18 protein-coding genes and 2 tRNA genes are annotated in these 25,079 nt (G+C 71.9%); 5 read left to right on the top strand and 15 right to left on the bottom strand.

Annotation, left to right across the window (positions count from 1 at the left end; all coding sequences use genetic code 11):
* Positions 1-5: 5 nt before the first annotated feature.
* Positions 6-78 (bottom strand) — tRNA-Ala (locus tag IE177_RS16425).
* A gap of 182 nt (positions 79-260) precedes the next feature.
* On the opposite strand from IE177_RS16425, the gene IE177_RS16420 reads away from it, so the two are divergent.
* Both IE177_RS16420 and IE177_RS16415 read left to right on the top strand, forming a co-directional pair.
* Complete coding sequence (locus IE177_RS16420) at positions 261-809, top strand: helix-turn-helix domain-containing protein (protein ID WP_190016075.1); 549 nt, start codon at positions 261-263, stop codon at positions 807-809.
* Positions 810-965: 156 nt separating this feature from the next.
* Entirely contained in the window at positions 966-2,405 is a 1,440-nt protein-coding gene (locus tag IE177_RS16415) for a serine/threonine-protein kinase (protein WP_190016074.1), read from the top strand.
* Here IE177_RS16415 and IE177_RS16410 read toward each other — a convergent pair.
* Together IE177_RS16410 and IE177_RS34815 are read right to left on the bottom strand one after the other, a co-directional pair.
* On the bottom strand, positions 2,369-3,691 hold the full coding sequence (locus IE177_RS16410; protein ID WP_190016073.1) for a hypothetical protein: 1,323 nt from the start codon (positions 3,689-3,691) through the stop codon (positions 2,369-2,371). The genes IE177_RS16415 and IE177_RS16410 overlap by 37 nt on opposite strands.
* A gap of 331 nt (positions 3,692-4,022) precedes the next feature.
* Positions 4,023-4,151 carry a DLW-39 family protein gene (locus tag IE177_RS34815; RefSeq protein WP_003999697.1) on the bottom strand — a complete coding sequence of 43 codons (129 nt, stop codon included), beginning with the start codon at positions 4,149-4,151 and terminating at the stop codon, positions 4,023-4,025.
* 347 nt (positions 4,152-4,498) lie between these two features.
* Between IE177_RS34815 and IE177_RS16400 the strand changes: the two genes are divergently transcribed.
* Positions 4,499-4,870 carry a DUF6344 domain-containing protein gene (locus IE177_RS16400; protein WP_190016071.1) on the top strand — a complete coding sequence of 124 codons (372 nt, stop codon included), beginning with the start codon at positions 4,499-4,501 and terminating at the stop codon, positions 4,868-4,870.
* A 158-nt stretch (positions 4,871-5,028) separates the two neighbouring features.
* Positions 5,029-5,799, top strand: coding sequence for a glycosyltransferase family 2 protein (locus IE177_RS16395; protein WP_229816067.1), 771 nt, complete (start codon positions 5,029-5,031; stop codon positions 5,797-5,799).
* 28 nt (positions 5,800-5,827) lie between these two features.
* On the opposite strand, the gene IE177_RS16390 is transcribed toward IE177_RS16395, so the two are convergent.
* Positions 5,828-6,025 (bottom strand): ferredoxin, encoded by a 198-nt coding sequence (locus IE177_RS16390; RefSeq protein ID WP_190016070.1) that lies wholly within the window; start codon positions 6,023-6,025, stop codon positions 5,828-5,830.
* A 454-nt stretch (positions 6,026-6,479) separates the two neighbouring features.
* On the opposite strand from IE177_RS16390, the gene IE177_RS16385 reads away from it, so the two are divergent.
* Positions 6,480-10,586, top strand: coding sequence for a WD40 repeat domain-containing protein (locus IE177_RS16385; protein WP_190016069.1), 4,107 nt, complete (start codon positions 6,480-6,482; stop codon positions 10,584-10,586).
* 130 nt (positions 10,587-10,716) lie between these two features.
* Here IE177_RS16385 and IE177_RS16380 read toward each other — a convergent pair whose 3' ends face one another.
* The 11 genes from IE177_RS16380 to dnaA all read right to left on the bottom strand — a co-directional run bounded on the left by IE177_RS16380 (position 10,717) and on the right by dnaA (position 25,056).
* Complete coding sequence (locus tag IE177_RS16380; protein WP_190016068.1) at positions 10,717-11,070, bottom strand: VOC family protein; 354 nt, start codon at positions 11,068-11,070, stop codon at positions 10,717-10,719.
* 72 nt (positions 11,071-11,142) lie between these two features.
* Complete coding sequence (locus tag IE177_RS16375; protein ID WP_190016067.1) at positions 11,143-11,940, bottom strand: maleylpyruvate isomerase N-terminal domain-containing protein; 798 nt, start codon at positions 11,938-11,940, stop codon at positions 11,143-11,145.
* A gap of 113 nt (positions 11,941-12,053) precedes the next feature.
* Positions 12,054-12,130 (bottom strand) — tRNA-Ile (locus tag IE177_RS16370).
* 112 nt (positions 12,131-12,242) lie between these two features.
* Positions 12,243-12,959 (bottom strand): DUF3566 domain-containing protein, encoded by a 717-nt coding sequence (locus IE177_RS16365; protein ID WP_190016066.1) that lies wholly within the window; start codon positions 12,957-12,959, stop codon positions 12,243-12,245.
* 19 nt (positions 12,960-12,978) lie between these two features.
* Positions 12,979-15,588: a DNA gyrase subunit A gene (gene gyrA, locus IE177_RS16360; RefSeq protein WP_190016065.1), complete on the bottom strand. Its 2,610-nt coding sequence runs from the start codon at positions 15,586-15,588 to the stop codon at positions 12,979-12,981.
* A 42-nt stretch (positions 15,589-15,630) separates the two neighbouring features.
* On the bottom strand, positions 15,631-17,712 hold the full coding sequence (gene gyrB / locus IE177_RS16355; protein WP_190016064.1) for a DNA topoisomerase (ATP-hydrolyzing) subunit B: 2,082 nt from the start codon (positions 17,710-17,712) through the stop codon (positions 15,631-15,633).
* Positions 17,713-18,085: 373 nt separating this feature from the next.
* Positions 18,086-18,625, bottom strand: a complete 540-nt coding sequence (locus IE177_RS16350; RefSeq protein WP_190016063.1) for a DciA family protein — start codon at positions 18,623-18,625, stop codon at positions 18,086-18,088.
* Complete coding sequence (gene recF, locus IE177_RS16345) at positions 18,622-19,743, bottom strand: DNA replication/repair protein RecF (protein ID WP_190016062.1); 1,122 nt, start codon at positions 19,741-19,743, stop codon at positions 18,622-18,624. The genes IE177_RS16350 and recF overlap by 4 nt, the downstream gene beginning before the upstream one ends.
* Positions 19,744-19,807: 64 nt before the next feature.
* Positions 19,808-20,683 (bottom strand): phosphogluconate dehydrogenase (NAD(+)-dependent, decarboxylating), encoded by an 876-nt coding sequence (gene gnd / locus IE177_RS16340; protein WP_190016061.1) that lies wholly within the window; start codon positions 20,681-20,683, stop codon positions 19,808-19,810.
* Positions 20,684-20,887: 204 nt separating this feature from the next.
* Positions 20,888-22,018 (bottom strand): DNA polymerase III subunit beta, encoded by a 1,131-nt coding sequence (dnaN, locus tag IE177_RS16335; RefSeq protein WP_190016060.1) that lies wholly within the window; start codon positions 22,016-22,018, stop codon positions 20,888-20,890.
* A gap of 1,070 nt (positions 22,019-23,088) precedes the next feature.
* The gene (dnaA, locus tag IE177_RS16330) at positions 23,089-25,056 is read right to left on the bottom strand and encodes a chromosomal replication initiator protein DnaA (RefSeq protein WP_190016059.1); all 1,968 of its coding nucleotides are present in this window, start codon (positions 25,054-25,056) and stop codon (positions 23,089-23,091) included.
* Between the last annotated feature and the right edge of the window lie 23 nt (positions 25,057-25,079).

Below are 25,079 nucleotides of genomic sequence, written 5' to 3'. Positions count from 1 at the left end.
CTGAGTGGAGCCTAGGGGAGTCGAACCCCTGACATCCGCCATGCAAAGACGGCGCTCTACCAACTGAGCTAAGGCCCCGGGAGGGAACGCCCGGCCGGAGGAATCATGTTCCGGCGGGTGCCGCAGACCAGAGTACCGGGTCACCCCCCGTATCCCGCAAAAAGATTGGGGGTCCCCGCGGATGACCACTCTCCGTAAGATGCTCGTCGTGGTTCGCTACAGCGAACCGCGGTTTTCAGGGGAAGCGATGGGGAGACGCAATGGACGCCGCACAGCAGGAAGCCACCGCGAGAGCGCGGGAGCTGCAGCGGAACTGGTACGGGGAGCCGTTGGGGGCGCTCTTCCGTAAGCTCATAGACGATCTCGGGCTGAACCAGGCCCGTCTCGCGGCGGTCCTGGGACTGTCCGCTCCGATGCTCTCGCAGCTGATGAGCGGCCAGCGCGCGAAGATCGGCAATCCCGCCGTGGTCCAGCGGGTGCAGCTGCTGCAGGAGCTGGCGGCCCAGGCCGCGGACGGCAGCGTCAGCGCCGCCGAGGCGACCGAGCGCATGGAGGAGATCAAGAAGTCGCAGGGGGGCTCGGTGCTCAGCAACACCGCTCAGACCACGAGTGGTTCCGGGGCGCCCACGGTCAAGCGGGTGGTCCGTGAGATCCAGTCGCTGCTGCGCTCGGTGGCCGCCGCCGGCGACATCATCGACGCCGCGGACGCGCTCACCACGACCCACCCCGAGCTGGCGGAGTTCCTCCGGGTCTACGGCGCCGGCCGCACCTCCGACGCGGTCGCGCACTACCAGTCCCACCAGAACTGACACCACGGCCCGGCATCCGGAGGGGGCCGGGGCCGGGCCGAGGGCGTGGTCCGGGGGGCGTGGTCCGGTGGCGGGACGTATCACTCCGGGGGGAAGTGACCGTTCACTCCGGGGGAAGTGACCGTCCACGACGAGGGGGAGGAGCGGCGGACTGACATGGGTGAGGTCTTCGCCGGCCGGTACGAGCTGGCCGACCCGATCGGACGCGGTGGTGTGGGCGCCGTGTGGCGCGCCTGGGACCACCGCCGCCGGCGCTACGTGGCCGCCAAGGTGCTCCAGCAGCGCGACGCCCACTCCCTGCTGCGCTTCGTACGGGAGCAGGCGTTGCGGATCGACCATCCGCACGTCCTCGCTCCGGCCAGCTGGGCGGCCGACGACGACAAGGTCCTGTTCACCATGGACCTGGTGGCGGGCGGCTCCCTGGTGCACCTCGTCGGCGACTACGGTCCCCTGCCCCCGGCCTTCGTGTGCACCCTGATCGACCAGCTGCTGTCCGGTCTCGCCGCCGTCCACACGGAGGGCGTCGTCCACCGTGACGTGAAACCCGCCAACGTGCTCCTCGAAGCCACCGGCACGGGCCGGCCTCGGTTGCGGCTGTCGGACTTCGGCATCGCCATGCGGCTCGGCGAACCCCGGCTGACCGAGACCAACCTGGTCGTGGGCACGCCCGGATACCTCGCGCCCGAGCAGATGCTCGGCAGCGAACCCGACTTCCCGGCCGACCTGTTCGCCGTGGGCCTGGTCGCCCTGTACCTCCTCGAAGGGGCCAAGCCCGACGCGAAGGCGCTCGTGCGGTACTTCATGGAGCAGGGCACCCCTAGTGCCCCCAAGGGCATCCCCGAGCCTCTGTGGCAGGTCGTGGCCACGCTGCTCCAGCCCGATCCCGAGGCACGTTTCCGCACGGCCACGGGCGCGCGCAAGGCGCTCGCCTCCGCCGCGGAACTCCTGCCGGAGCCCGGCCCCGACGACGAGCTGATCGAGATATTCGACCAACTCGGCCCCCTGCCGCCCGGATTCGGCCCCGACGGGCCACTCAGGCAGGCCACGGGTGTGGAGGCGAGGGCCGTCGGCCCGGTCACCGCGGGCGTGGACGACGGCGGCCCCGGCACGCACGCCCCCTCGGCCGCGGACGTCCCCTCCGGTCCGGGCGCCGGGGCCCACGTGCACACCGGCTCGATGTCGGACACCGGCAGCTTCCGGCTGCCGCCGCCCCAGGACGCGCCGGGCTCCGGGCCGCACCCGCGGCCGGTGCCCACACCCCTGGTCCCCGGGCCCCCCGCCCACGATCCGACGCCGTCCACCCACCCCCTCGCCGCGTCGTCCGGGCCGTACCCGTCCCAGCAGCACGCGGCGTGGAACGCCACCCCGCCCCCATCCGCGGCACCGCAGGAGCGTGCCGACGCCTCCACCGCCTCCTACACCGCGCGGGACCCGAGGGTCCCCCCGCACGCTCCGCCGGCGCCGCGCGCGCACGGACGCCGGGCACGCCGGGCGGACCGCCGCCGGCCCGGGCCCCCGGCCAGGGTCGCGATCCCGGTGCTGCTGCTCGCGCTGGCCTGCTACGCGGTGGGCTTCTGGGCGCTGGCCCGCGTCTGAGCCCGCCGGGCGGCGACCGTCCAGCCGGCGAGGACCAGCAGCAGCACGGTGCCCAGGCCGATGCCGCCGGCCGCGACCAGCCTCATCGCCCGGTCGTCGCCGCCCCCGGTGACGCCGGTCACCGCCGCCTCCCGGTCGTGTCCGGTGACCGTGAAGACGTCTCCCGGCCGGGGATCTCCGGCGTAACCCGGCCCGGCGTGCGCCCGCCCGTCCACCCGTACCCGCAGCGTCACGCCGAACGGCCCGCGCCCGTACGTGCCGGTCATCCGCTCGCTGAGGTGCAGGACCAGGTAGTAGTCGCCGGCGAAGCGCACGGACGTCACCGCGGCCGGTACGGCGTGGCGGTTGGCGTACTCGACCGGCGGGAGCGGGCCGAGGGCGACGGACCTGCGGATGCCGGTGTAGCCGAGGAAGGCGTCGTCGACGGTGCCGCGGACGGGGTTGTGCAGGGAGAGGCCCAGGGCGCCCCCCACGTAGCCGTGGCCGGCGTGGGGGTCCAGCTCGGCGGAGGCGTGCAGTTGGCGGCCCCAGTCCAGCGGCACCTTGTAGAACTGGGTCTCGCCGGGCACGAGGGCGGTCCGCCACACCCCCTGCGCCACCGGCTGGGCCGAGGCGAAGCCGTCACCGCCGGAGCGGTCGCGCGCCGCACCGGTGAGCGGCTCGGGCGCGGCGGAGTTCCAGGTCCGCGGCGCGGCGGTGGAACCGGCACGAGCGGGGCCCGGTTCCGTGGCGGGCGCGATCTCCAGGGCCCAGGGCCGGGCCGGGGCCGCCGTACCGGGGCCGTCGGCGTCGAGGCGTTCGACGAGCAGGTAGTACGTGCCCGCGCCCTGGCACAGCGCCTTGCCGGCCTCGCGCTGCCCCAGGGCCGTGACGGGGCGCGGGCTGAGCCCGGCGCCGAAGCGGGCGGAGTCGTAGGTGCACGGTGTGCCGTGGGCGTCGCGGACGGACACGCGGATGCCGTCGGTGGCGGTGACGGCGGCGTCCGCGGGCGGTACGGCGGTGACGGGGACGTACGCCGTGTCCGTGGCGGCGAGGCGGAGGCGGTAGTAGAGCCTGCCGCCGGCGGGCAGTGAGCTGCGGTAGGTGCGCCCGGGTTCCAGCCGTTCGGCGCCCGGGGTGCCGGCCGAGCCCGCGACGGTGCGGGCGCCGGGTGCGAAGCCGTATCCGCCCGGGCGCGCGCCGGCCGCGAAGGCGGGTCCGCCCGGCGCCGCGACCGGGGCACACAGCCCGAGCAGGACGGCGACGACGCGCAGTCGCGCGGACCACCCGCCCCGCCACCACGCCACAGGCCTTCGCCGCCGCACGTGCCACCCCCTGTCGCTCCGCAACGCACCGGACCGTGGCCCATCCTGCCCCGCGCGCCGGTGCGCCATCCGGGCAACGCACACGGCCGTCCGAATCGCCCGGCATCGCCCGGGGCCGTCCGACGGCCACCGCACCGCACGCCGGAACGCTTACCTCACCCGCGGCACCCCCGCAACACGAGCTCGGGAGAACACGGGAGCCCGGGAGTACGGGAGGACGGGAGGACGGGAGCCCGGGAGGACGGGAGCGCGCAAGACAAGACCCCGGCGCCGCGAGGGCGGCCGGGGTCCGTTCAGATTCTGGTGTCGGGACTCACGAACCCGTGGGCACGGAGTCAGTCGCCTCCGTCCACAGGTCCTGCTCGGCGCGATCCGCCTGGATCTGGCGGTACACGAGGAGCCCGCCGATGGCGGCCAGTGCGACCAGGAGCAGCTTCTTCACCGCGCGACCTCGTCTTTCCTTGACGTAGGGGACCTCTGGCGCCCGACTATACACACCGACCGATATCGATCGGTGACCTGAGCCGGGCCTCAACTCCGGCCCCGGTCAGCGAAGTAGCCGGGCCCGGCACCGTCGGGACCGGAGGGTGACCGCCCCTCCACGGACCGTTACTTTGCTCCCCTTCACCCGTGCTCGGCGGATTCTGGGAGCCTTTCGGCCCCTCTGCGCCCATCCGGGTGGTGTTCATCGGAACATCGACGCGCCACGGGCGTCGGTCCACCACTTCGCGATCCACATACACATCATGAGGAAAGTACGCAAATCGCCCAACCCGAAAGTGAGGGGTCATGGCCCAGAACAAGGTCATGAAGCTGTGGACCGCCATCGTCACCGCCTTCCTCGCGCTGTGCACGGCGCTCGGACTCGCCTCCGCCGGCACCGCGACCGCCGCGCCGGCCGCCGGCCAGCCCGAGGGCCCCCGCACCGGCACCGAGCACCGCACGATCCCGACGACCCCGACGATCCCGGCACCACGCCCCTGGTCCTGGTCACACGGCAGGGCCCTGCCCCCCACGATGAAGCAGCGGATCCGGGCCGAGGCCCACGGAAAGTCCCCGAGGTGCCGGCACCGGCCCCTCACCGAGGACCAGACCGAGATCCAGGCGACGCAGACGGAGACCACGCAGTCCGACCGGGACCCGGCGAAGCTCGACTGCTGATCCTCCCGCTCCCGCAGAACCGCAGACGTCTCGACACCAGGCGACTTGCGTACGCACCAGTCGACACGTCAAGACCCCCGGCCGGGCTGGCCGGGGGTCTCGCGTTTTCCCCGGGTGCGCCATGCTCGTACGGCAACCCCACGCCCGAGGGAAAGGTGGTGAGTGCTGCCGTGAGCCGGCGCGTCACCGTTGTCACCGCTGTCCACGGCCCGTCCGCCCGGTTCCTGCCGGACGCCCACGCCTCCCTGCGAGGACAGCGGCTGCCCGACGGCTGGGAGTGGGAGTGGCTCATCCAGGAGGACGGCGGCACGGACACCGTGCGCCCGTACGTCCCCGACGACGAGCGCGTGACCTTCCGTCAGGGCCGGCCGGGCGGCCCCGGAGTGGCCAGGACGATCGCGCTGGCGCACGCGAGAGGCACGTACGTGAAGGTCCTCGACGCCGACGACCGGCTCACCGCGGGCGCGCTGGCCCGTGACCTGGCCGTACTGGAGGCGGACCGAACCCTCGGCTGGACGACGTCCCGGGTCCTCGACCTGCTGCCCGACGGCTCCACGGCCGGCTTCCCCGGCGACCCGGACGAGGGTCCGCTCGAACGCGGCACCGTACTCGACCGGTGGAAGCGCGACGGCTTCCGCGCACCGGTCCATCCGGCGACCCTGTGCGTGCGGCGGGACCTGCTGACCGCCCTGGGCGGCTGGATGGCCCTGCCGGCCTCCGAGGACACGGGCCTGCTGCTGGCCCTGAGCGCGGTGAGCCGCGGCTGGTTCTCGGCGGAGACCGGCCTGCTGTACCGCAAGTGGGAGGGCCAGGCCACCGGCCAGGCGGCCCACGTCGACCCCGCGGAACGCACGGCCCGCATGGCCGTCGCGGAGGCCAGGGCGCGCGCGCTGGCGGAGTTCGGGTGGACCTACCCGGCCGGACCCTGAGCGGGCGCGGTACCTGGAACTCGCCGGCTCAGCCCGGCCGTTCCGTGATCCGGATCGCCTGCGAGGGGCATTTCTCGACGGCCTCGCGGACCAGTGGGTCGTCGGCGCACTCCTCGCCGCCGGCCCGCACCACGCCGTACCCGTCCTCGAACGCGAACACCGCCGGCGCCCGGTACGCGCACTCGGCGGAGCCGTAGCACAGGCCGCGGTCGACGGTGATCCTCATACGTCCTCCAGCGTCGGCGACCCCGGCCGGTGCTCCCCGGCCGGGCCGGCTCGTGACTTCCACGACCGTCACTGCCCGGCGGGGTGCCCGCCGAACCGGCGGTGCGCGCCGGAGTGCCGGCCGGCCCTGCCCGTCCGGCACCGGTCCCTCCCCTCGTGGGGACCGGTGCCGGACGGTGCGGGGACGTCGGTCCACGCCATGTCGGCGTGTCGGCGCGGACCGAAGAGAGTTGGCCGAGAACCTTCGCCGTCGCGGGCGGTCGCTCCGGGCACCGGGCCGGTGGCCTGTCCGGACGGTGCGTGACGGGTTCGCTACCAGGTCAGGATCCTGCCATCTGCCGCCCGCGAGAAGGAGGTTGGGAACCCCGGTGCGGGCATTCCCCGCAGGTCAGCCGTATAAGGTGAGTTTTCCGGTCCGGACGTCCAGGCGCGGCGGGAAGTGAAGGGGTGGGACCTTGAGTTCCGACTCAGGGGCACGCACAGCTTTCGCCGAGCGCCTCGCGCTGCTGTACAAGGAGGCCGGAAACCCTCCCCTCAAGAGCGTCGCCGAGGCGGTCGTACGGCTCCAGCGGATCGACGAGCGCGGCCGGCCCGTACGGGTGTCCGCCCAGCGGATCAGCGACTGGCGCCGGGCCCGTAACGTGCCCGCCCAGTTCGCCGCGCTCGCGGCCGTCCTGCACATCCTGATCCCGGAGGCACGCCGGCTGCGGCCCGCACCGGTCTCCGGCGGCCTGTACGACCTCGTCCACTGGCAGCGCCTGTGGGAGCGCGCGCTGGCCGGCCCGGTGGGCGAGCGGCCCGCGCCGCCCGCACAGGAGCAGCACCCGTCCGCGGCCCGGGCCCCGTCCGTCGCCGGCGGGGTGTGCCCCTACCGAGGGCTGGCCCCGTACCGGCAGGAGGACGCACGGTGGTTCTTCGGGCGGGAGCGCAGCACGAACGCGCTGGTCGAGCAGTTGCGCGCCACGGCGCACACGGGCGGCCTGGTGATGCTGGTGGGCGCCTCGGGTGCCGGCAAGTCCTCCCTCCTGAACGCCGGCCTGGTCCCCGCGCTGCGCGACGGCGCCCTCACGGATCCACGGTCCGACGTGACGGCGGCGTCGACGGGCGGCCCACCCGGGACCCCGGCGGTCCCGTCTCCTCCCGGCGGCACCGGCCCCGCCGGCCCGGTCCTGCAACTCGTCCCCGGCGCCGACCCCCTGGGCGAGCTGGTCCGCCGCATCCCCGGCCTCGCCCCGGTCGCCGCCGACGCGCGCGCGGCCGAGCGGGAGGCGACCCGGGATCCGGCGGCGCCCGGATCCGATGCCCCGCGACTCGCCCGCGCGGCGCGCGATGCCGTCGCGGCATGGGCGGCCCGCGAGACGCCCGGGGGCACCCGGCCGGTCGTCATCGTGGACCAGTTCGAGGAGGCGTTCACCCTCTGCGCCGACGAGGCGGACCGGCGTACCTTCATCCAGCTGCTCGCCGCCGCCTGCACCCCGCCCGCCGGACCGGGCGGATCCGCCCCGGCGCTGGTCGTCCTCGGCGTCCGCGCCGACTTCTACGAACAGTGCCTCGGCTACCGCGAACTGGCCGACGCGCTGCAGCACCGGCACATGGTGCTCGGCCCGCTCACCAGCGGCGAGCTGCGGGACGCCGTGACGGGTCCGGCCAAGGCGGTGGGGCTGGAGCTGGAGCCGGGCCTCGCCGAACTGATCGTGCGCGAGGTGAGCGCCGACGGCCCGCGCGGCGCGCACGACGCGGGCGTGCTGCCGCTGCTGTCCCACGCCCTGCTGGCCACCTGGCAGCGGCGGAAGGCCGGCCGGCTGACGCTGGCCGGCTACCGCGCCGCGGGCGGCATCCAGGGGGCGGTCGCCGCGACCGCCGAACGCGCCTGGTCCGGCCTCGACCCCGCCGCCCGCACGGCCGCCCGGCTGCTCCTGCTGCGGCTGGTCCGGCTGGGCGAGGACACCCAGGCCACGCGGCGGCGCGGCACCCGGCGGCAGCTGGCGGACGAGTCGGCGGACCCGGGCAAGACGGAGGAGTCCCTGGAGGCACTGGTCCGGGCCCGGCTGGTGACGCTCGACGCGGACACCGTGGAGATCACCCACGAGGCGCTCCTGCACGCCTGGCCGCGGCTGCGGCACTGGATCGACGACGACCGCAACGACCACCTGCTGCGCCAGCGGCTGGAGGAGGACGGCCGGTCCTGGGAGGACTCGGGCCGCGACACCTCGCTGCTGTACCGCGGGTCCCGGCTGGAGCAGGCCCGCGGCTGGGCGAGGTCGGCGGGGGACACCTATCTGACCCGGAGCGCGGTGGAGTTCCTGGCCGCGTCGGTCCGGCTGCGCAAGCGCCTGGTGTGGATCAGCCGGGCGGCGGTCGCGACCCTGGTCGTACTGGCCGTGCTCGCCGCCGGTTCGGCGGTGATCGCCTGGCGGCAGCGGGACGACGCCGTGTTCGCCCAGGTCCTCGCCGAGGCGGACCGGGTCCAGCGCACGGACCCGTCCCTGGCCGCGCAGCTCGACCTGGTCGCCCACGAGCTGCGGCCGCACGACGAGGGCGCCTACAGCCGCCTGATCTCGATCGTCAACGCGCCGCTGGCCACGCCGCTGTCCGGCCACCGGGGCGCCGTGTACCTGACCTCCTTCAGCCCCGACGGCAAGACCCTGGCCACGGCCAGCTACGACCGCACGGTCCGGCTGTGGAACGTGGCCGACCCGGGCCGCCCCGAACCGCTCGGGAAGCCCCTCACCGGCCACACCAGCTGGGTCAGCAGCGCGGTCTTCAGCCCGGACGGGCGCACCCTCGCCAGCGCCGGCGACGACGGCACGGTCCGGCTGTGGGACGTGTCCGACCCCGCCCGCCCGGTCCCGCTCGGCGGGCCCCTGAACGGCCACACGGGCACGATCTACCTGGTCGCCTTCAGCCCCGACGGGCGCACCCTGGCGTCGGCCGGCGAGGACCGCACCGTGCGGCTGTGGAACGTGGCCGACCCGCGCCGGCCGAAGGCCCTGGGCGCACTGCGCGGCCACACGGCGGCGGTGCGCTCCGTGGCGTTCAGCCCGGACGGGCGCACCCTCGCGGCCGGCGCCGACGACGCCACGATCCGGCTGTGGCGCACGGCCGACCCGCGTCGTCCCCGGCCGGTCGGCACGGTGCTCAGGGGCCACACGGACATCGTCCACTCCGTGGCCTTCAGCCCCGACGGGCGCACCCTCGCCAGCGGCAGCGCGGACGACACCATCCGGCTGTGGAACGTCGCCGACCCCGCCCGCCCGGCCCAGCTCGGCCCGCCGCTGACCGGCCACACCGGACCGGTCTGGTCCGTGGCGTTCAGCCCCGACGGCGGCAGGCTGGCCGCCGCGAGCGCGGACAGCACGGCGAGCCTGTGGAACGTGGCCGATCCCGCGTCCCCGTCGCAGGTCGGGGAGCCGTTCGAGGGGAGCAGCGGGGAGATGTACGCGCTGGGGTTCAGCCCGGACGGGCGGACCCTCGCCACCGGGAGCGGCGACAGCAAGGTGCGCCTGTGGTCGCTGCCGGCCTCGGACATGATCGGCCGGACCGGGGCGTTCCGGCCGGACGGCCGGGTGCTGGCCACGGCCGCGCGGGACGGCAAGCTGCGGCTGTGGGACGTGGCGCGTCCCGGCCGGCCCGTGCCGCTGGGCCGTCCGTTCATGCGCGCGGACGGCGACCAGCGCGCACTGCTGTTCTCGCCGGACGGCAGCAGGCTCGCCGTCCTCACCGGGGCGAAGAGCGTGTACCTGTGGAACGTCTCCGACCCCGCCCACCCGGTGCGCACCGGACCGCCCCTCACCCTGCGGACCCGCTTCATGGGCCCCGACGCCCTCGCCTACAGCCCCGACGGGCGCACCCTCGCCACGGCCTACGACGACCGCACCATCCGGCTCTGGGACGTCAGCCGGCCCTCCCGCCCCGTCCCGCTCGGCAGGCCGCTGACCGGGCACCGGGGCTACGTCAACGCCCTCGTCTTCGGCCCGGACGGCCGCACCCTCGTCAGCGGCAGCGCGGACAGCACCGTCCGGCTGTGGAACGTGACCGACCCGCGCCACCCGGTCCGGCTGGGCAGGCCGCTCGACAGGCACTCCGGGCCCGTCAACGCGCTCGCCTTCAGCCCGGACGGGCGGACCCTGGCCACCGGCAGCGACGACGACACTGTCCGCCTGTGGGACCTCGCCGACCCGGCGTCGGCGAGCGCGCTGGGCACCCCGCTCACCGGCCACACCGAGGCGGTGACCTCCCTGACGTTCAGCGCGGACGGCCGCACCCTGGCCAGCGGCGGCAACGACAACACGGTCCGGCTGTGGAACGTCGCCGACCCGGCCTCGACGACCCCCATCGGCCAGTCGATGAGCCCCAACGCCAAGACGGGCGCGTTCCTGTCGTTCAGCCCGGGCAGTCACGTCCTCGGCGTCTCCAGCGGCGCCGACACCGTCCGCCTGTGGAGCCTGGACGCCGACACGGCCATCAGGCACATCTGCTCGGTCACCCGGGGCGTGCTGACCCCGCGGAAGTGGCACGAGTACCTGCCCAGGCTCTCCTACGACCCACCGTGCGAGCGATGATCGGCCAACCTGACTGGTTATCGCGGGACTTGCCCCGCGGACCGTCCGACCTTGTTACCCTGGAAGCGGCCCGATCGCTGGTGCATCCCCCGTCGCCAGCGGTCGGGTCCTTTTCTCGTGTCAGGGGTTCCTACGGACGGCGCCGGCCGAGGACACAGAACTCGTTGCCCTCGGGGTCCGCCATGACGACCCACGACTGGTCACCCTGACCGATGTCGACACGCTTCGCGCCGTGCGCTTCCAGGCGGGCCACCTCGGCGTCCTGGTCATCGGGCCGGAAGTCGAGGTGCAGCCGGCTCTTGCCCTGCCTGCCCTCGTCGATCCGGACGAAGTCCAGGCCCGGCAGACGGTCCGGTTCCGGACGGATCTCGAACTCGTCGTCGGAGGAGTGGACCACGACCCAGCCGAGAGCCTCGGCCCACCACCGCCCCAGAGCCGCCGGATCCACCGAGTGAACGATCACCTGTTCCCATTCCAAGGTCATCCGCAGAGCATAGGTCCGCCGGGACTTCACGAAACAGCCAATAAAAGCCCCCCCGGACCTGGGCCGGGGGGCCTACTCCTCCGGTTCCCACTCGCGGAGCAGGTCGAACAGGGCTGCGTCTCCCTCGAGCCGCAGGCGGTCCGCCGGGATACGGTCGTACACGAAGAGGACCAGCTCACTGGCCGCGCCGTGGACGGAGACGCCGGCCGCGTCCGGGCCCTCTCCGGCGGCGGTGCCGGGCGTCGTGCCGGGCGCGGGGATACGGGTGGAGCGTGCGCCGTCGCCGTCGACCGTGAGGCGCCAGGAGTGGCCCTCGGTGGCGTGGAAGTCGAAGGCGGTGGGCTTGTGCGGCCAGGCACCCGTCGTGGCGACGCAGGTGAACAGGAACTCCTCGACACCGTCGAGTGCCACATCGTCCGGCAGCGGCTCCGGGGCACCCACGGTGACCTGGGCGTCGTAGGTGTGCACCGCCATCTGCTGGAGCTGGTGCCGGGCGACGGCGCCACAGGTCTGCGGCGACTGGGACGCGGCCCACCACGTCCAGCAACCGCGATCCGGGCCGGCCTCCCGCAGTGCGTCCAGCAGGTGCTCCGTGGACTGTGCCAACCAGGCCGACAGGGCCTCGCGCTCCCGAGGCGCAGCCGGGGCGTCCTCCGCCGCGGACTTGGCCGGAGCAGGCCCCGCGGCGACGGTGGCGGCCCAGTCTCGGCGCCCCTCGCCGATGTACTGCGCCAGATCGAACAGCGTCCACTCGGGGCAGCTCGGCACCTGTGCGTCGAGGCTGGGCGCGGAGGCGACCGCGGCGCGGAAGGCGCTCGACCGTTCCTCGATCAGCCGCAGCAGAGCGGGGAACGCAAGTGACGTCGTCACGTGATCTCTCTATCACCGTGTTCCGACGAGCGGACAGTGTTTTTCACAGCCGAGGCGGCGAGCGCACGGCGTGTCAAAAAACCCCCGGACCGATGGTCCGGGGGTTTTGTGAATGGTGGGGCTAACAGGATTTGAACCTGTGGCCTCATCCTTATCAGGGATGCGCTCTAACCAACTGAGCTATAGCCCCGCCGCGCTCTGCGGTGTGTGTCCCGCGCGCTGACTCCTGAAGATTAGCGCACGACCACGTGAGTCCCAAAATCGGTTGTCGGGGGCCCGTCACGCCCGAGGTCCGCAGGCGGTCACTCGTCCTCCGCCAGGGTCAGCTCGATGCCGCCGACGAAGCCCGCCGAGAGGTTGTAGATGAACGCGCCGAGCGTCGCGAGCGCCGTGGCGAGGACCACGTCGATGACCGCGATGATCGTCGTGAACGTGAGCACGTGGGGGAGCGACAGGAACGCCTGCAGATCGAAGCCGTTCCCCTCGTTGGAGCCGGTCGCCTCCGAGATCGTGCCGCCGACCGTCGAGAAGACGCCCATCGCGTCCATGACCATCCACAGCACCGCGGAGGCGACGATCGTGCAGATGCCGAGCGCGATGGAGAGCAGGAAGCTCACCTTCATCACCGACCACGGGTCGGCCTTGGCGACCCGCAGCCGGGCCTTGCGGGTGCGCGGCGCGGTGCGCGCGCCCGTACGCGGCCGGCGTACGGCGTCGGCGGGCGCCTGCGCCGGATAGGCCTGCGGCGGGTGGTACGGCCCGGTGGGCTGCTCCGAGCGCCGCTCCCCGGGGAGCGGAGACGACGACTGCGCCTCACCGGCCGCGCCTCGGTCCGTCACAGTCGCCCCCTGGGATCCCTGCGTGCCGGACGAGTCCGCCACGGAAGCCTTCACCGGCTTCAGGTTGGTCGTGTGCGGGTCGTTCGCACTCCCCGCACGCGCGGCGGAGCCACGGCCGCCGCCGTCCCTGTCCGTACCCGTAGGGGTACCGGCCGATCCGGCGCCCGTGGCTCCGCTCACGATGACTCACTCCTCGTGCCTACTCGGCCGAGGGCGCCTCACCCTCGTCCGTGCCGGTGGTCGCGGCGACCTCGGCGGCCTCGTCGACGGGCTCGTCGCCGCCGACCTCCTCCGCCTCGCGCCCCGCCTCGGCGTTACGTGCGATACCGACCACGGCATCGCGCTTGCCCAGGTTGATCAGTTGGACGCCCATGGTGTCACGGCCCGTCTCCCTGACCTCGTTGACTCGCGTACGAATCACACCGCCGGAGAGGGTGATCGCGAGGATCTCGTCGTTCTCCTCGACAATCAGCGCGCCGACGAGCGTGCCGCGGTCCTCCACGATCTTGGCGGCCTTGATGCCGAGGCCGCCGCGGCCCTGGACGCGGTACTCGTCGACAGCGGTCCGCTTCGCGTACCCGCCGTCCGTCGCGGTGAACACGAACGTACCGGGTCGGACGACATTCATCGAGAGAAGCTCGTCCCCCTCGCGGAAACTCATGCCCTTGACGCCCGAGGTGGCACGGCCCATCGGTCGCAAGGTGTCGTCCGATGCGGTGAACCTGATCGACTGCGCCTTCTTGCTGACCAGCAGCAGATCGTCGTCGGCCGAGACGAGTTCCGCACCGATCAGTTCGTCGTCGGAACCGTCCTCGCGCTCACGCAGATTGATCGCGATGACACCGCCTGCGCGGGGCGAATCGTAATCCTTCAGCGACGTCTTCTTGACCAGCCCGGACTTCGTGGCCAGGACCAGGTAGGGCGCCGCCTCGTAGTCGCGGATCGCGAGGATCTCGGCGATCGCCTCGTCCGGCTGGAAGGCGAGCAGGTTCGCCACGTGCTGGCCGCGCGCGTCCCGGCCGGCCTCGGGCAGCTCGTACGCCTTCGCCCGGTACACCCGGCCCTTGTTGGTGAAGAACAGCAGCCAGTGGTGGGTGGTGGAGACGAAGAAGTGGTCGACGATGTCGTCCTCCTTCAGCTTCGTGCCCCGCACCCCCTTTCCGCCGCGCTTCTGCGCCCGGTAGTCGTCCGTCTTCGTCCGCTTGACATAGCCGCCGCGCGTGACGGTGACGACGATGTCCTCCTCGGCGATCAGGTCCTCGATGGACATGTCGCCCTCGTACGGGATCAGCTTGGTCTTGCGGTCGTCGCCGTACTTCTCGACGATCGCGGCCAGCTCCTCGCTGACGATCCCGCGCTGGCGGACCGGCGAGGCGAGGATCGCGTTGTACTCGTTGATCTTCGCCTGCAGCTCGTCGTGCTCCTGGACGATCTTCTGGCGCTCCAGGGCGGCCAGCCGGCGCAGCTGCATCTCGAGGATGGCGTTGGCCTGGATCTCGTCGATCTCCAGGAGGTCCATCAGGCCGCCGCGCGCGACCTCGACGGTCTCACTGCGCCGGATCAGCGCGATGACCTCGTCGATGGCGTCCAGCGCCTTCAGCAGGCCGCGCAGGATGTGGGCCCGCTCCTCGGCCTTGCGCAGCCGGAAACGCGTGCGGCGGACGATGACCTCGATCTGGTGCGTCACCCAGTGCCGGATGAACGCGTCCAGGGACAGCGTGCGGGGCACGCCGTCGACCAGCGCCAGCATGTTGGCGCCGAAGTTGGTCTGCAGGTCCGTGTGCTTGTACAGGTTGTTCAGGACGACCTTGGCGACCGCGTCCCGCTTCAGGACGATGACGAGCCGCTGACCCGTACGCGACGAGGTCTCGTCACGGACGTCGGCGATGCCGCCGATCTTGCCGTCCTTCACCAGGTCGGCAATCTTCTGCGCCAGGTTGTCCGGGTTCACCTGGTACGGCAGCTCGGTGACCACCAGGCACTGGCGGCCCTGGATCTCCTCGACCTCGACCACCGCGCGCATCGTGATCGAGCCGCGGCCGGTGCGGTAGGCCTCCTCGATGCCCTTGCGGCCCACGACGAGCGCGCCGGTCGGGAAGTCGGGGCCCTTGATGCGCTCGATGAGCGCGTCCAGCAGCTCCTCGTGCGAGACGTCGGGGTTCTCCAGGTACCACTGGGCACCGGCCGCGACCTCGCGCAGGTTGTGCGGCGGGATGTTGGTGGCCATGCCGACCGCGATACCGGCCGAGCCGTTGATCAGCAGGTTCGGGAAGCGGGCCGGCAGGACGGTCGGCTCCTGGGAGCGGCCGTCGTAGTTGTCCGCGAAGTCGACGGTCTCCTCGTCGATGTCGCGGACCATCTCCATCGACAGCGGCGCCATCTTGCACTCGGTGTAGCGCATGGCCGCCGCCGGGTCGTTGCCCGGGGAACCGAAGTTGCCGTTGGAGTCCACCAGCGGCATCCGCATCGACCACGGCTGGGCGAGGCGCACCAGGGCGTCGTAGATCGAGGAGTCGCCGTGCGGGTGGTAGTTGCCCATGACGTCGCCGACGACACGGGCGCACTTGTAGAAGCCGCGCTCGGGGCGGTAGCCGCCGTCGTACATCGCGTACAGCACACGGCGGTGGACGGGCTTGAGCCCGTCGCGGACGTCGGGCAGCGCACGGGACACGATGACGGACATCGCGTAGTCCAGGTACGAGCGCTGCATCTCCGTCTCGAGCCCGACGGGCTCGACACGCATGGCGAGTTCGCCGCCCTCTTCCGGGGTGACGGGGCCAGAAGGCAGATTCGGGGTGTCGTCGGCCATTGCTGGTGAAGATCCTTTCTGGTGCGGTCAGCTGAGACCGACTCAGATGTCGAGGAAGCGGACGTCCTTGGCGTTGCGCTGGATGAACGCGCGGCGGGCCTCGACGTCCTCGCCCATCAGCACCGAGAACAGGTCGTCGGCCTGGGCGGCGTCGTCCAGGGTGACCTGGCCGAGGACCCGGTGCTCCTGGTCCATGGTGGTCACGCGCAGCTCCTCGGCGTTCATCTCGCCGAGGCCCTTGAAGCGCTGGATCGAGTCCTCGCGCACGCGCTTGCCGCGCTGGCGGCCCATCTCGATCAGCGCGTCGCGCTCGCGGTCCGAGTACGCGTACTCCACGTCGTCCCGACCCCACTTGATCTTGTACAGCGGCGGGCGGGACAGGTACACGTGCCCGGCCTCGACCAGCGGCCGCATGAAGCGGAACAGGAAGGTCAGCAGCAGGGTGCTGATGTGCTGGCCGTCGACGTCGGCGTCCGCCATCAGGATGATCTTGTGGTAGCGGAGCCTCTCGATGTCGAAGTCCTCGTGCACACCCGTGCCGAAGGCGGAGATCAGCGCCTGGATCTCCTGGTTCTGCAGGATCTTGTCGATCCTGGCCTTCTCCACGTTCAGGATCTTGCCGCGGATCGGGAGGATCGCCTGGTACTGCGGGTTGCGGCCGGACTTGGCCGAGCCGCCGGCGGAGTCACCCTCGACGATGAAGATCTCGCACTTGGTGGGGTCGTTGGACTGGCAGTCCGACAGCTTGCCCGGCAGGGACGCCGACTCCAGCAGGCCCTTGCGGCGCGTCAGGTCGCGCGCCTTGCGGGCCGCCACGCGCGCGGTGGCCGCCTGGATGCCCTTGCGGACGATGTCCGCGGCCTCGACCGGGTTGCGGTCCAGCCAGTCGTTGAGGTGCTCGTAGACCGCCTTCTGCACGAAGGTCTTGGCCTCCGTGTTGCCCAGCTTGGTCTTCGTCTGGCCCTCGAACTGCGGCTCGCTCAGCTTGACGGAGATGATCGCCGTCAGGCCCTCGCGGATGTCGTCACCGGTGAGGTTGTCGTCCTTCTCGCGCAGCAGCTTCTTGTCGCGCGCGTACTTGTTGATCAACGAGGTCAGCGCGGCCCGGAAGCCCTCCTCGTGGGTGCCGCCCTCGTGGGTGTGGATGATGTTCGCGAAGGAGTACACGCCCTCGCTGTATCCGCTGTTCCACTGCATGGCGACCTCGAGGGACAGGCTCTTGTCCCTGTCCTCGGCCTCCAGGTCGATCACCGTGGGGTGGACGACCTCACCCTTGCGGGAGTTGAGGTACTTCACGAAGTCGACGATGCCGCCCTCGTAGTGGTACGTGACGGTCTTGACCTCGGCCTTCTCGTCCGCACCGGCCTCGTCCGCACCGGTGACGGCCTTGGCCGACTCGCGCTCGTCGGTGAGCCTGATCGTCAGGCCCTTGTTGAGGAACGCCATCTCCTGGAAGCGCCGCGACAGCGTCTCGAAGGAGTACTCGGTGGTCTCGAAGATGTCCGGGTCGGCCCAGAACGTGACCGACGTACCGGTCGCCTCGATGGCCTCGTGCTTGGCCAGCGGGGCCGTCGGCACACCCATCTTGTAGTCCTGCGTCCAGCGGTGGCCGTCCGTCCTGACCTCGACCGAGACCTTCATCGACAGGGCGTTCACGACGGACACACCGACACCGTGCAGACCGCCGGAGACGGCGTACCCGCCACCGCCGAACTTGCCGCCGGCGTGCAGCACGGTCAGCACGACCTCGACGGCCGGCTTGCCCTCGGAGGGCACGATGCCCACCGGGATGCCACGGCCGTTGTCGACGACACGCACACCGCCGTCGGCGAGGATCGTCACGTCGATGGTGTCGGCGTGACCGGCCAGCGCCTCGTCGACCGAGTTGTCGACGACCTCGTACACCAGGTGGTGCAGACCGCGCTCGCCCGTGGAGCCGATGTACATGCCGGGCCGCTTGCGGACCGCGTCCAGCCCTTCGAGCACGGTGATGGCACTGGCGTCGTAGGAGGCGGAGACCGCGGCGGATTCCGTGGCCTCGCCGCTCACGCCGGCGTCGTTGGACGGGATGTTCTCGTTGGGGTTGCCGGAATCGGCCACGAAGCGCCCTTTCTGGCACAGCACGAGCCGGGCTCGTCGGCAGGTTGCCGGAGCGGCTGCGGCATGTTGCGTTGGTAAGCCTTGATCAGCTTTGCTCAGCTTTTCCCGGGCGGTCCCCACGTTGGGGCGGGATTGTCTTCCAGTCTACCGGTAGCGCTGACATCGATGGGGGTTTGCCGGTACCTGAGTCCCCATGTGCCGCTCTCAACCGGTCTCGTCCGGGTCCCGATATACGGATGGGGGCTCTAAGCGGCTCACAGCGGCACTCAGCGCTTTGCGCCGTCAACGCTTGGCTACTGGCGGGTCAGATGGCGGTCCGGTGGCGGTCCGGAGGTGATTCACACCTGTGCACGCAGGTACGGCGGGACGCCCCGCAGGCCTCACGACGTGAGGTACGTCACCCGTAGGTGTCGCCGGGTCCGGTGCTCCCCGGAGCCCGCAACGGGCCGTAACGGCGGGCCGGACCGCCGGGATTGAGCACCTTGATCATCCGTACGGTGCCGTGCCCGAGATCCTCGTTCAGCCGCGCCACCAGCGCCGGCGCGAGCACCCGCAGCTGGGTCGCCCAGGCCGTCGAGTCACACTGCACCGTCAGCACCCGCTCGTCCTCGTCGTACCGCTGGGGCACGCAGTGCTTGGCCAGGTCCTCACCGACGATCTGCGGCCAGCGCCCCATCACCCCGCCCACCGCCGCGGGTGTCTCCCAGCCGCGCTCGGTGAGCAGCCGGTTGATCGCGGCACCCAGCGCCATCGGGTCACGGCCGTCGGCACGCGCGCCGGAGCGCAGACCGCCGCCGCGCCGCGCCTGCTTCCGCTGCCTCGCCGCGTCCCCGCGCGCGCGTGCCTGCTCCCTCGCCGCGCGCAACGCCACACGCGCGAGGTCGACACCGGAGGGCTCCGCCGCCTTCTTGTCCGGGGTGGGCTCGCCGGCGCTCATACGCGCTCCACCGTCCCCCCGGCCACCGCGTACCGGGCACCGGCCAGCACGTGCGGCACGTCGTCGTCCACGGCGGCCGTGACCAGCACCTGTTCGCCGGGCGCCACCAGCTCGGCCAGCCGCTCACGGCGGCGGGCGTCCAGCTCGGCGAAGACGTCGTCCAGGACCAGCACCGGCTCGTTGCCCTCGGCACGCAGCAGGTCGTACGAGGCCAGGCGCAGCGCGAGGGCGTAGGACCAGGACTCGCCGTGCGAGGCGTAGCCCTTGGCGGGCAGCTGCCCGAGCCTGAGGAGGAGATCGTCCCGGTGCGGTCCCACCAGGGTGACGCCCCGCTCGATCTCCTGCTTGCGCGCCTCGGCGAGCGCCGCCGTCAGCTGGGCGCAGAGGTCCTCGCGGGTGTGCGCCTCGCCGGGCGCGGACGGCTTGTACTCCAGCGCGACGGGTCCTCCGCCGGGCGCCAGTCGCTCGTACGCCTTGTCGGCGAGCGGCTGGAGCGCGGCTATGAGGTCGAGCCGCTGGGCCAGCAGTTCGGCGCCCGCGCGTGCGAGGTGCTGGTCCCAGACGTCGAGTGTCGACAGGTCCATGGACCGTCCGCCGTGCCGGCGCGCGAGGGCGGCCGACTTCAGCAGCGTGTTGCGCTGCTTGAGCACCCGCTCGTAGTCCGCGCGCACCCCGGCCATGCGGGGCGACCGCGCGGTGATCAGCTCGTCCAGGAACCGCCGCCGCTCACCGGGGTCCCCCTTGACCAGCGCGAGGTCCTCGGGCGCGAAAAGTACGGTCCGCACGATCCCCAGCACGTCCCTCGGCCTGACCTGCGAGGACCGGTTGATCCGGGCGCGGTTGGCCTTGCCGGGGTTCAGCTCCAGCTCCACCAGCTGCTGTCGCTCGCCCTGCCGGACCTGCGCCCGCACGATCGCCCGCGGAGCGCCCATGCGGACCAGGGGCGCGTCGGAGGCCACCCGGTGGCTGCCGAGGGTCGCCAGGTAGCCCACCGCCTCGACCAGGTTGGTCTTGCCCTGGCCGTTGGGGCCGACGAAGGCGGTGACGCCCGGGTCGAGGGGAACCTCGGCCCGGGCGTACGAGCGGAAGTCGGCCAGCGAAAGATGCGTGACGTGCATGGTCGTCCCGCCGACCTCCTTGCCTCTCTCAGGACCGCCGGTGGCTCTCAGGCCCCCCGGCGGCCTACTTCTTCTCCACGGCGTGGCCGCCGAACTGGTTGCGCAGCGCGGCGATCATCTTCATCTGCGGCGAGTCCTCCTGGCGGGAGGCGAACCGCGCGAACAGCGACGCGGTGATCGCGGGCAGCGGCACCGCGTTGTCGATCGCGGCCTCCACCGTCCAGCGTCCCTCACCGGAGTCCTGCGCGAAACCGCGCAGGCCGTCGAGGTGCTGGTCCTCGTCGAGGGCGTTGACCGCGAGGTCCAGCAGCCAGGAACGGATGACGGTGCCCTCCTGCCAGGAGCGGAAGACCTCGCGGACGTTCTCCACGGAGTCGACCTTCTCCAGCAGTTCCCAGCCCTCGGCGTAGGCCTGCATCATCGCGTACTCGATGCCGTTGTGGACCATCTTCGCGAAGTGGCCCGCCCCGGCCTTGCCGGCGTGCACCGAGCCGAAGTCGCCCTCCGGCTTGAGCGCGTCGAAGACCGGCTGCACCTTGGCGACGTTCTCCGCGTCGCCGCCGTACATCAGCGCGTACCCGTTCTCCAGGCCCCAGACGCCACCGGAGACACCGCAGTCCACGAAGCCTATGCCCTTGGCGGCCAGCTCCGCGGCGTGCTTCTCGTCGTCGGTCCAGCGCGAGTTGCCGCCGTCCACGACCACGTCACCGGGCTCCAGCAGCTCGGCGAGCCGGTCGATGGTCGACTGGGTGGGCTCGCCGGCCGGGACCATCACCCAGACCACGCGCGGCCCGCTGAGCTTGCCCACAAGCTCTTCCAGGCTGTGGACGTCGGCGAGGTCCGCGTTGCGGTCGTACCCGATGACGGTGTGGCCGGCGCGGCGGATCCGCTCGCGCATGTTGCCGCCCATCTTGCCGAGGCCGACGAGACCGAGCTCCATCAGTTGTGTTCCTTAGGTCGCTGTGGCGTGACAGGCACCGAGGTGCCGAGCCGAGCCTAAACCCGCCCAGTCACGCACAGTTGTGGGCATACGCGCTCATGCGTGGCGCCCTCTGACCTGTGGTTCCGGCGCCCGCGGCGGTCACGGTGCCGGGTGCCGCGAAGGCCCCCGGCACTGTGCACAGCTGTGGACGACGTCGGCGGCTCAGCCGCTCAGCCGCACCGGCATGATCAGGTACTTGTACGCCTCGTCCGCCTCCGCGTCGACCGCGGGCTTGCCGCTGAGCAGCGCCGGCTTCGTGGACGTGGTGAACGACAGCTGGGCCACGGGGGAGTCGATCGCGCTCAGGCCGTCCAGCAGGAACGTCGGGTTGAAGGCGATCGAGATGTCGTCGCCCTCCAGCTGGGCGTCCACCCGCTCCACAGCCTGTGCGTCGTCGCTGGAACCGGCCTCCAGGATCAGCACGCCCTGCTCGAAGCTCAGCCGCACCGGGGTGTTCCGCTCGGCGACCAGCGCCACACGCTTGACGGCCTCCACGAACGGAGCCGTCTCGATCACGGCGACGGAGTTGAACTCCGTCGGGAACAGCGTCCGGTACTTCGGCAGATCGCCCTCGAGCAGCCGCGTCGTCGTGCGACGGCCCGCGCCCTCGAAACCGATCAGCCCCTCGCCCGCACCGGAGCCCGCCAGGGCCAGGGTCACGCTGTCCCCGGCGCCCAGCGACTTGGCGGTGTCGAGCAGCGTCTTCGCGGGCACCAGGGCGACCGCGGAGGCGTCCGGGTTCTCCGGCTTCCACAGGAACTCGCGGACGGCGAAGCGGTAGCGGTCGGTGGAGGCCAGGGTGACCGTGTCGCCCTCGATCTCGATGCGCACACCGGTGAGCACCGGGAGGGTGTCGTCACGGCCGGCGGCGATGGCCACCTGGGACACGGCGGCGGCGAAGACCTCGCCGGGGACGGTGCCGGTCGCGTTCGGCATCTGCGGCAGTGCCGGGTACTCCTCCACAGGCAGGGTGTGGAGTGTGAACCGCGAGGAACCGCAGACCACGGTCGCCCGTACACCGTCTGTGGAAATCTCCACCGGCCGGTTGGGCAGGGCGCGGGAGATGTCGGCGAGCAGGCGCCCGGAGACGAGGACGGTGCCCTCCTCGTCGACCTCCGCGTCGACGCTCACCCGGGCGGAGACCTCGTAGTCGAAGCTAGACAGGCTCAGCTGGCCGTCCTCGGCCTTCAGCAGGAGGCCGGCGAGGACAGGCGCCGGCGGACGGGCCGGGAGGCTGCGTGCCGCCCAGGCCACTGCCTCCGCGAGTACGTCGCGTTCCACCCGGATCTTCACCGTAAGCCGCCTCCTGCTGTTGCTACTGAGTCCTCCGACTCGATGTCACCGCCCACTGCGAAGGGCGGAGCACCGGGGACCAGTCTGACGCACGGCACTGACAGTAGGTGCCTGTCGGGGTCAAGTCGCCCGGAGGGGCAGCCGGGCTCGAGCGGACGAGTTGTGCACAGGTCCCGCTTCCAAACGATTGCCGAACTCTCTCTAGTCGGGAGTAGTAGTAGGGCCTGTGGATACCGTGGATAACCACGTTTGCCCAGCTCAGCGCACGAATTTTATCCACCGGCCCTGTGGGCGGAAGCGGTGGACAACCCGGGTCCTCTGTGGAGAACGGAAAGTTCTGCACACCTCGCCCACAGCCCGCGGGCAGTTCTCCCCAGCTGTGTCCCCAGGTTTACCCACGTTTCCCACACCCCAATCCGGCAGCTTCGTGTGACGCCTTTCACTCGACACGGTGATCGGGGGCCTCGGGTTGCCGAACAGTGGACAGCCATGTGGAGAAGCCGCCGATCATTGGGGACAACCGCCCTCAGCCTGTGGGCCGCCGGTGGACAACTTCGTGCACAGCCTGTGGATCTCTTCTTCGTCCACAGTCTGTGGAGATCCTCCGTCCACGATTCCACAGGCGGCTGACCTGGACGGACACCGCGCGCACGGGCTCCCTGTGGACACGCCTTGGGACAACTGGGCGGTCCCCAGGATGTGGAGGGAAGAAAGTCACCGAATCTGTGGAGAGAGGCCGTAACCCGGCAGGTAATCGAACACTCGGTGCCGATCGGGAAACACGCCACGGGCCGCGCCGGACCCTCCACAGGGCTGTGGGGAGCCTCCACCGGGCTGTGTCGGACCCTCCACGAGGGCTGTGTGGACGCTGCCGGACGCCTTCGCACGGGCCGGGGACCGCCGTGGCCCGGTGCCCCGGCACGCCCCGGGGCGACGCGATGAGGGCGCCCCGGGGCGACGCGATGAGGGCGCCCCGGGGCGACGCGATGAGGGCGCCCCGCGGCGACGCGAAGAGGGCGCCCCGGGGCAGAGGTCCCCGGGGCGCCCTCGACGGCGTCGTACGGCCGGCGTCAGCCGTTCTTGATGCGGTTCGTCAGTTCCGTCACCTGGTTGTAGATGGACCGCCGCTCGGCCATCAGCGCGCGGATCTTGCGGTCGGCGTGCATGACGGTCGTGTGGTCACGGCCGCCGAACTGCGCCCCGATCTTCGGCAGGGACAGGTCGGTCAGCTCACGGCACAGGTACATCGCGATCTGCCGGGCGGTGACCAGCGCGCGCCCGCGCGAGGTGCCGCACAGGTCCTCCACCGTCAGCCCGAAGTAGTCGGCCGTGGCCGCCATGATGGCCGGGGCGGTGATCTCCGGCGCGCTGTCCTCACCGCCGGGGATCAGGTCCTTCAGGACGATCTCGGTCAGGCCCAGGTCCACCGGCTGCCGGTTCAGCGAGGCGAACGCGGTCACCCGGATCAGCGCGCCCTCCAGCTCGCGGATGTTGCGCGAGATGCGGGAGGCGATGAACTCCAGTACCTCCGGCGGGGCGTTGAGCTGCTCCTGTACCGCCTTCTTGCGCAGGATCGCGATGCGCGTCTCCAGCTCGGGCGGCTGGACGTCGGTGATCAGACCCCACTCGAAACGGTTCCGCAGCCGGTCCTCCAGCGTCACCAACTGCTTGGGCGGCCGGTCCGAGGACAGCACGATCTGCTTGTTCGCGTTGTGCAGGGTGTTGAAGGTGTGGAAGAACTCCTCCTGCGTCGACTCCTTGTCCGCGAGGAACTGGATGTCGTCGACCAGCAGGATGTCCATCTCGCGGTAGCGCTTGCGGAAGCTGTCGCCCTTGCCGTCGCGGATGGAGTTGATGAACTCGTTGGTGAACTCCTCCGAGCTGACGTACCGCACGCGCGTGCCCGGGTAGAGGCTGCGCGCGTAGTGCCCGATCGCGTGCAGCAGGTGCGTCTTGCCGAGCCCCGACTCGCCGTAGATGAACAGGGGGTTGTACGCCTTCGCGGGTGCCTCGGCGACGGCGACCGCGGCGGCGTGCGCGAAGCGGTTGGAGGCGCCGATGACGAACGTGTCGAAGAGGTACTTCGGGTTCAGCCGCGCCGTCGGCTCGCCGGGACCGCTCGCCGGGGCCGGCTGTGCGGCCGGCGCGCCCGGCCCGCCGCCCGTGGAGCCGTCCGGGCGCCCGTGGCCCCCGCGGTGCGCCGGGCCGCCGCCCGCCGGCTGCTCGGGCAGGCCACGGCGGCGGGTGTCGCGCTGGTCGTAGTCGCCGCGGGCCTGCCCGTACTCGGAGCGTCCGGCGTCGTAGTCCGGGCGGGGGGGCTCGTAGTCCGGACGGGAAGGCTCGTAGTCCGCCCGCGCCCCGTCGTAGTCGCCGCGCTGCTGCTCGTACGGCGGCCGGTCCGCGGCCTGCTGGCGGTAGTCCTGGGACCCGTACGAGTCCGGGCCGGAGCCGTAGGAGTCCTGCGACGACGGCGAGGCGTACGGGTCGCGTTCCGGGAAGCCGAGCCGCGGCTGCTGCCAGCCGTACTCGTCCTGCGCGGGGCGCGGCCAGGCGCCGGGTTCGGGGCGCTGGTACTCGGCGGGGTACGCGGGGCGGGCCGTGGGCAGCTGGTCGGACCGCTGCTGCGGTTCGGTGCCCGGGATCTGGTCGGCGGCGCGATGGCGGCCGTAGCCCTCGTACGGTCCGGAGGGCAGTTCCGGCTCCTCGTAACGCGACTTGGGCGCCTGCTGCGCGGGGGGCGCCGCCGGGGCCGGGGGCTCGCCCGCCGAGTCGTCCACGGTGATCGCGATGCGGATGGGGCGGCCGCACTCACGGCTCAGGGTCTCGCTGACGATGGGCGCGAGGCGGCCCTCGAGAACGCCCTTCGCGAATTCGTTCGGCACGGCCAGCAGCGCGGTGTCCGCGACCAGCGCCAGCGGCTGGCAGCGGCGGATCCAGTGCTCGTCCTTCACCTCGACGCCCTGTCCGCGACCCTCCCCGAGGAGCTGCTCCAGTACTCGTGGCCACACTGCGGCAAGATCGGCAGGTACGTCAGCCACAGGGCACGCTCTCTCACAGGTCC

Source organism: Streptomyces lucensis JCM 4490 (assembly GCF_014650035.1).
Classification (GTDB): Bacteria; Actinomycetota; Actinomycetes; order Streptomycetales; family Streptomycetaceae; genus Streptomyces; species Streptomyces lucensis.
This window is presented reverse-complemented; position numbering and strand designations above follow the sequence as displayed.

Excerpts from the sequence above, each read along its gene's own strand:
- IE177_RS16415 (WP_190016074.1), top strand. The coding sequence starts at position 966 with ATGGGTGAGGTCTTCGCCGGCCGGTACGAGCTGGCCGACCCGATCGGA.
- gyrA (WP_190016065.1), bottom strand. The coding sequence starts at position 15,588 with ATGGCCGACGACACCCCGAATCTGCCTTCTGGCCCCGTCACCCCGGAA.
- IE177_RS16350 (WP_190016063.1), bottom strand. The coding sequence starts at position 18,625 with ATGAGCGCCGGCGAGCCCACCCCGGACAAGAAGGCGGCGGAGCCCTCC.
- IE177_RS16380 (WP_190016068.1), bottom strand. The coding sequence starts at position 11,070 with ATGACCTTGGAATGGGAACAGGTGATCGTTCACTCGGTGGATCCGGCG.
- recF (WP_190016062.1), bottom strand. The coding sequence starts at position 19,743 with ATGCACGTCACGCATCTTTCGCTGGCCGACTTCCGCTCGTACGCCCGG.
- IE177_RS16400 (WP_190016071.1), top strand. The coding sequence starts at position 4,499 with ATGGCCCAGAACAAGGTCATGAAGCTGTGGACCGCCATCGTCACCGCC.
- IE177_RS16390 (WP_190016070.1), bottom strand. The coding sequence starts at position 6,025 with ATGAGGATCACCGTCGACCGCGGCCTGTGCTACGGCTCCGCCGAGTGC.
- IE177_RS16420 (WP_190016075.1), top strand. The coding sequence starts at position 261 with ATGGACGCCGCACAGCAGGAAGCCACCGCGAGAGCGCGGGAGCTGCAG.
- gnd (WP_190016061.1), bottom strand. The coding sequence starts at position 20,683 with ATGGAGCTCGGTCTCGTCGGCCTCGGCAAGATGGGCGGCAACATGCGC.